Origin of the sequence: Pseudoalteromonas sp. PS5 (assembly GCF_004103255.1) — a bacterium.
Classification (GTDB): Bacteria; Pseudomonadota; Gammaproteobacteria; order Enterobacterales; family Alteromonadaceae; genus Pseudoalteromonas; species Pseudoalteromonas peptidolytica.
Window position 1 is genome coordinate 1 of the sequence record NZ_RCSQ01000192.1, and the last position, 6,134, is coordinate 6,134.

Below are 6,134 nucleotides of genomic sequence, written 5' to 3' on the forward strand. Positions count from 1 at the left end.
CTCAGAGTATGATTGAAACTTTAAAGATTAAACTACTTGACGGAATGCATGCAAATACCGATTGGGAATGCATGCTAGAAATTCCTGTGGATCACAGTTTAGATGAATTGCATCAAGCCATTTTGAATGCTGTTGGCTTCGAAAATGATCACTTATTTGAATTCGCAATTGGGAACACTTATTACTCTAGAAGTGTTTTGCGTATAAGTTATGACGATGAAAAGATAAGCCAAGAAACTGTCGATTCTATTCTTCCTCAAGTAAAGGGTAAAAAACTATTTTATATGTTCGATTATGGTGATAGTTGGCTGTTTCAAATAAGTAAAAGCCGTAAAAAACGCTTTCAAGAAAATGTTAATACTTTCTACCCTAGAGTTTCTCTAGAGAGCGGGATAAAACCAGAACAATACCCTGATTGGGATGAATAGAGTTACCTAACAAGGCCATTATGGCAATTGGACGCAAAACAGCAGGCTTGCGCTCCTTCGTCGCTAATTTTAGCCTGCTATTTTGCGCCGGTTAAGCGAGGCGTTATATGCCATACAGGGTTTCGTCGATGAGCCATTAGAGTAAGTCAAATACCGGCTCTATCGCCTCTAGACTGAAGTTGTCCAGATCCAAGCGGTGCTGTATTCCTAACGGCAAAATCCACTGCGGATCGGTATGGCCAAAATCAAGCCGAGTGATAATAGGTAAATCCTTACAGCCAAACTCATCACGAACCACAGATACAATCACATCATCAAGCGCCGTCATCTCCTGCTCGCTGTAATCCCGAGCGCGGCCAATCATCAAGCCGGATATTTTTTCAAACACGCCCATTACGCCATAGTTACGTAACCAAAACCGAACGTAGTCTTGACTGGGTTTATCCTCAGAGGTTTCTAAGAATAACAATTTTCCCTGCCAAAATGAGGGTGATGGCCAGTATTTCGTGCCTTTTAGCATCTCCATCACTTCAAAACAGCCGCCAAATAGTTGCCCTTCTACTTGTCCCGCCCCTTGCAGTACTTTTGGGCCATTTGTCGCGATTGTGGGATGTAATTTACCTACATTTTCTGGTATCGCCCACTCTGGATAGCCATGAGAATAGCTTTTAAATATTGGATAGTGGATTTCACCGAACAGTGCCTGCGCTAAATATGCTTGATATTCAGCACTAGCGTTGTGGTACTGAGAGAAACCGGCCATGACCGACGGGCCGTTAAAGGTGACTAAGCCCCATTGGTTTAGGAGTGTAGTGAGGGTAGAAAAGTCAGAATAGCCCATCATAAATTTGGGATTATTGATGATAACGGATTTGTCTAAATAAGGCAGGATCCGCGCTGAATCGGAGCCACCAATTGAAGAAATTATCCCGGCTATATTCTGATCTGCAAAGGCGTCATTAATGTCCTTTGCGCGTAGCTGCGGCGATGAAAAAATCACATCTGCAGCCAGTCGCGTCGAAGGCATCTCTACTACATTCAGCCCAAGCGAACGTAGGTTTTTTACGCCTTGCTCAAAAATGTGGGGAAATGTGCCTGGGCCTCCCCAGCTAGGCGATACCACTGCGATGGTATCGCCTTTGTTTAGCCTCTTTGGCTTGAGTAACTGCACCGTAAATTTAACCTTAATAGCGCTTTTGGTATGTACTACCTATATCCTATTAAAGCAACTAAATCAACTGGTTAGTCAAACCTCTCAACTCGAAATGGAGTTAGGTCAACGGAGGTTGGCTTACCCATAACCAACTCTGTTATCAGCTTACCCGTGATTGCAGACATGAGTATTCCTGTTCTGAAGTGGCCACACGCATTGATATACCCTTCTACACCGTCTACATGTCCTAATATTGGCAGCTCATCAGGCGTACCAGGCCTGAGCCCAGCCCAACATCGCTTTATACTCGACTCTTTCAATACGGGTAAACACTTCATTGCACCTTGAGACAAGGTTTGAATTTTGTCTAGGCTATTGGTCGTATCAAAGCCTTTTTCTTCTGTTGACGAGCCAATTAAGATCTCTCCATTGTCTTTTTGGGCAATATAACAATCGCTAGTACTAATACAGCCATTCAATACCTTGGGCATACGCTCTGATAAAACAATTTGCCCTTTCACTGGGTATACCGGCATGTGCTTATCCGTTGCTTGATGATAAATCTCATCAGCCCACGCACCAGCGGCGTTAACCAGCGTATTACAATATAGGGTATCCGTTGGTGTTTTTACCCCGATTACCTTGTGACCATCACGTAAGACTTCGACTACTTCGGTATTTAAAAAAAGCTCAACACCATTTTGACGCGCCCCTTCTGTGTAGGCGTCAACCAAGCGGTATGGATTAACTTGGTGATCGCAAATAAAGTCTATTGCACCAATTGCATCAGGCGTAATATAGGGCTCTTCTTCTCTTAATTGTTGCTGATCTAACCACCTTATTTGCGAAGATAAATGTGGGATCCCAGAAACAATACTGTCTGCGTAAACTTCATCATCACGATTGTACATTATGAACTTGAGCCCAGTCCGCTCAAATTTAAAATCCACTTCGTGTCTTGTAAGCATTTCTTCGTGAAGCGCTGGATATAGCTCATTTGACTTCAATGCTAATTCAAAAAAGCACTCGGGCAGCTGGTGTGGTCGCAATGTTTCTGCGGCGGCGGTGTCACCTTCACTTTGCAATTTCGACAGCGTTTTAAAAAAGATGACCCCACAACCAAGCCCTACAGACTCGCCGATTGCCCACAGCCCACCAGCTGAAGCGCGCGACGCGTTTCCTGGCTTTTTTAAGTCTACTAGTGCTATCTTCAAGTCAGTATCACGGCTAAGAAAATAGGCACAAGCAGCCCCTATCACTCCGCCACCGGCAATAACGACATCATACTGCTTCATTATTATTCTCCAGTAATGTAAATGGTATTGGATCGAGCGGAAATCTGGGTCTGATCACCCCAAGTGTTTCAACGTGCCCTTCTGCATGTAATCTATCTAGCGCATAGCTTGAACACATCTTTCCTTGGCAATCTCCCATGCCAATTCGGGTTCTCATCTTGATACTAGATAGGTCTTTTGCACCTTGCGCTAATGCGACATCCAGTTGTTGACGCTTCACTTGCTCACATCGGCAGATAACAGTATCAGGTTTAGTCAGAGCTAATAACCCTTCACGTCTTGCCGAAAAGCGGTCAAATCCGGCTCTAAACTTTTGCACTTGTTTACGTTGACGTTTTAGTTTGCGCATTCTGCGATGATACTGTGCTTCATTAAAGCAGTGCTGTTCATAAGCCAGTGCTGTCGCCGCAATTTTTCCTTCAATAATGGCAGCTTCGGCACCTAACAAACCATTACCATCACCACAAACATGTACGTCATCTAGGCTACTTCGCAGGTTGTCATCAAGCATTGGTATGTAACCATTAGTACCGGTATATTGATGCGAAAGTCCTAGCAACATCGCCAACTGGGTTCTTGCAACAAATCCATACCCCACACCAAGGCTATCAACTTCTAAGTGCTGCGCTTTTGAGACATTAGCATGCCAATTCTCATCAAATGGTGCCACGGTGATCCCTGATAGTTGGCTTTGACCTTCAGCTTTGACAATACCGTATCCATACTTGAACGGGATTTGATGCTTTTTCAAATACGCCAACATACTTAAACCAGACAAAGTCAGCGTTGGCCGCTGCAAAAGTGCAACGGTTTCTTTTGCCAAATCGCTAAAACGGCTGGCTTCAAATACGCCAACAACTTGTGCTCCCGCTTTATGTAGCTGACAAGCAACCAAAGGCAATAGCGGCCCAGTTCCCACCAACGCAACTTTACGCCCTGGGCGGACTAAACCACTTTTTAGCTGCAACTGCATCCCACCCATTAACATCACACCTGGTAATTGCCAACCATCAAAAGGGACACTACGTTCATGGCAACCTGTCGCGAGAACTAGCTTGTTATATTCAATTTGTGTGATTTTCTCCTGAGCTTGCAATAACAAACAACTCTTACCCTCAGGACCAAGTACTTTGGTTTGAAGTTGCAGTGTTATATACTGTTCATACTGGGAGTATCGAACTTTAAGTGCCGCCATAGAGCGCTTCAAATTTTCATCCAAATGTGGCAATTTCGTGGTCTGGCGTAACGGTCCCCGATAAATTACCCCTCCGATTTTTGAAGCCTCATCAATTAAGGTACTTTTTAGTCCATATTTAGCCAGCTCTGCTGCGCAGCTCACACCCGCAGGGCCTGCCCCAATAATAACTATCTTTTCTGGTTGGTCAGCAGCCATCATCAAGCTCCCACCTGCTTAAAACGATTTTGTTTTGTTTCAATTTGCATATTTGGTTGTACCAAAGTTTGACAGGCTTTTTGTTTGTGTTGTTTATTAATAGTCACCTGACAACAGTGACAAACGCCCATCCCACAGTAAGCGCCTGACACCACTTGACGATCATTTTCCATAATCTGTTTGTAATTTGCTGCCAATAAAACCGATAGGACCGTTTCGCCATCACAGGCGTTAACTGCAATTTCATCAATTTTGATTTTGAACTGCAAACCCTCTGGTTCCGTTATATCTTGTGTTCTTGATAGTTCCGACATGAAACATACTCCTTCAATAAATTCGCACAAATTTTACTACTTAAACTTAAAAAATAAACATTTTATTTACTTTATTTGCTGCAATTTGATCTGAATTAAACTTATAACTGGACCGCTATAACTTTGATCAATTCGGTGCAATGTATGCTTTGTTATCACTAAAGTTGTGCAATCCACGTGAACAAACAAGAATAAAAAGCATATAAATCATAAGCTTGAGTTTTGGCATAGTTCTTCCTTATTCCCTGTTGCATTCACACAAGGAGCAACATCATGAATACCATCTATCAAACTATGTATTTACTTTGGCATGTTGACGTTAGTGTCTGGCCTATACATGACACGACAATTACGCTCAGCAAAGAGGAGTAAATTTATGACAAACTCAAAGTTAAAAACTGCAATACGTGCAGTGAAAAGTGACATGCTCACCCCATCACAAGCAGCGCAGACTTTTGGCATCCCAAAGCGTAAGCTATATGATGCGCTGCGCCAGTCTGATCAAAAACAGCAAACACATTGGCAGAAACTAATGCAAGAAAAAGCCAACCTTGAGCACAGCTTGGCCAAGGTTAATAGGGAGTTATATGAAAAGTTTATCTAGGTCAGCTGTATGAATAACAGCATACGAAGCACCTTAATTAACAATAATAAAGTTAAGATTTTCATTGGCGAGCGTGGTAGCTATCATGCTCACCATCTTTTACTGCACGTTACTTACCACCAGCCAGATCAATAAACCCACCAGTTGTAAAACTTGCTTCATTACTGAGTAACCAAGCGATCGCATTGGCAACTTCTTCTGCGGTTCCACCACGTTTTAGCGGCAGTGCACTTGCAAGTCTATCGACTCTTTGCGGCTCACCACCATCAGTGTGAATATCGGTATAGATACAGCCTGGCCTTACACCATTCACGCGGATCTGCTCAGCGGCGAGTTCCAAAGAGAGACCTTTAGTAAAACTGTCTATTGCCCCCTTCGCCGCAGCATAGTCCACGTATTCATTAGCGCCACCTAAATAAGAAGCTGCCGACGATACATTCACAATAGCGCATTGTGATGGATTAGCGTTCAAACGCATGTGCTTGATAGCTTCACGCGCACAAATAAAATAAGGAGTAACATTATGGGTCAGCATTTTATTGATGCGCTCTGCGCTCATGTGCTCTACTCTCGTCTGAGTACTCAACACCCCAGCGTTATTGACCAAATGCGTTACCATACCGATATCGGCTTTGATTTTATCAAACATCGTCACCACAGCTTGCTCATCGGTGATATCTGTTTGAACAACGTAAGCTTTACCACCACTGGTAATAATGCTGTTAGCGACGCTTTGTGCCGCTTGATGATTTTGTTTATAGTTGATGATCACCGTATAGTTACGTTGACCTAAAAGACGCGCTGTCGCGGCACCAATTCCACGACTCCCACCTGTAATAAGTACGACATTTTGCATTCACTATTCCTTTATTGGCTTAAACTAATACCAATTCGCTTAATTAATTGATCTATTTTGAGGCGAGAGAATTTTGTCGATAACCAGGCAA

The 6,134-nt window shown here is 43.2% G+C and carries 7 protein-coding genes; 2 read left to right on the plus strand and 5 right to left on the minus strand.

Translation table 11 applies throughout. The features are described from left to right. The coding region (locus D9603_RS19650; protein ID WP_128732580.1) for a hypothetical protein at positions 1–428 on the plus strand (428 nt) is incomplete at its 5' end. Between the two features lie 136 nt (positions 429–564). On the opposite strand, the gene D9603_RS19655 is transcribed toward D9603_RS19650, so the two are convergent. From D9603_RS19655 to D9603_RS19670, 4 genes are all read right to left on the minus strand, one after another. Beyond that, positions 565–1,599: a S66 peptidase family protein gene (locus tag D9603_RS19655; protein WP_128732581.1), complete on the minus strand. Its 1,035-nt coding sequence runs from the start codon at positions 1,597–1,599 to the stop codon at positions 565–567. A gap of 71 nt (positions 1,600–1,670) precedes the next feature. After that, the gene (locus D9603_RS19660; protein WP_128732582.1) at positions 1,671–2,876 is read right to left on the minus strand and encodes an FAD-dependent oxidoreductase; all 1,206 of its coding nucleotides are present in this window, start codon (positions 2,874–2,876) and stop codon (positions 1,671–1,673) included. After that, entirely contained in the window at positions 2,863–4,272 is a 1,410-nt protein-coding gene (locus tag D9603_RS19665) for an NAD(P)/FAD-dependent oxidoreductase (protein WP_241651726.1), read from the minus strand. The genes D9603_RS19660 and D9603_RS19665 overlap by 14 nt, the downstream gene beginning before the upstream one ends. Then, positions 4,272–4,583: a 2Fe-2S iron-sulfur cluster-binding protein gene (locus D9603_RS19670; protein ID WP_125250854.1), complete on the minus strand. Its 312-nt coding sequence runs from the start codon at positions 4,581–4,583 to the stop codon at positions 4,272–4,274. Before D9603_RS19670 ends, D9603_RS19665 begins: the two co-directional genes overlap by 1 nt. Before the next feature lie 376 nt (positions 4,584–4,959). On the opposite strand from D9603_RS19670, the gene D9603_RS19675 reads away from it, so the two are divergent. Continuing rightward, positions 4,960–5,187 carry a helix-turn-helix domain-containing protein gene (locus tag D9603_RS19675; protein ID WP_128732583.1) on the plus strand — a complete coding sequence of 76 codons (228 nt, stop codon included), beginning with the start codon at positions 4,960–4,962 and terminating at the stop codon, positions 5,185–5,187. 109 nt (positions 5,188–5,296) lie between these two features. Here the strand turns inward: D9603_RS19675 and D9603_RS19680 are convergent, their stop codons facing one another. Continuing rightward, complete coding sequence (locus D9603_RS19680; protein WP_128732584.1) at positions 5,297–6,043, minus strand: SDR family oxidoreductase; 747 nt, start codon at positions 6,041–6,043, stop codon at positions 5,297–5,299. Positions 6,044–6,134 lie beyond the last annotated feature (91 nt).

Bases quoted from the DNA above. Each gene is read 5' to 3' on its own strand.
- D9603_RS19660 (WP_128732582.1), bottom strand. From the start codon at position 2,876: ATGAAGCAGTATGATGTCGTTATTGCCGGTGGCGGAGTGATAGGGGCT.
- D9603_RS19665 (WP_241651726.1), bottom strand. From the start codon at position 4,272: ATGATGGCTGCTGACCAACCAGAAAAGATAGTTATTATTGGGGCAGGC.
- D9603_RS19670 (WP_125250854.1), bottom strand. From the start codon at position 4,583: ATGTCGGAACTATCAAGAACACAAGATATAACGGAACCAGAGGGTTTG.
- D9603_RS19675 (WP_128732583.1), top strand. From the start codon at position 4,960: ATGACAAACTCAAAGTTAAAAACTGCAATACGTGCAGTGAAAAGTGAC.
- D9603_RS19680 (WP_128732584.1), bottom strand. From the start codon at position 6,043: ATGCAAAATGTCGTACTTATTACAGGTGGGAGTCGTGGAATTGGTGCC.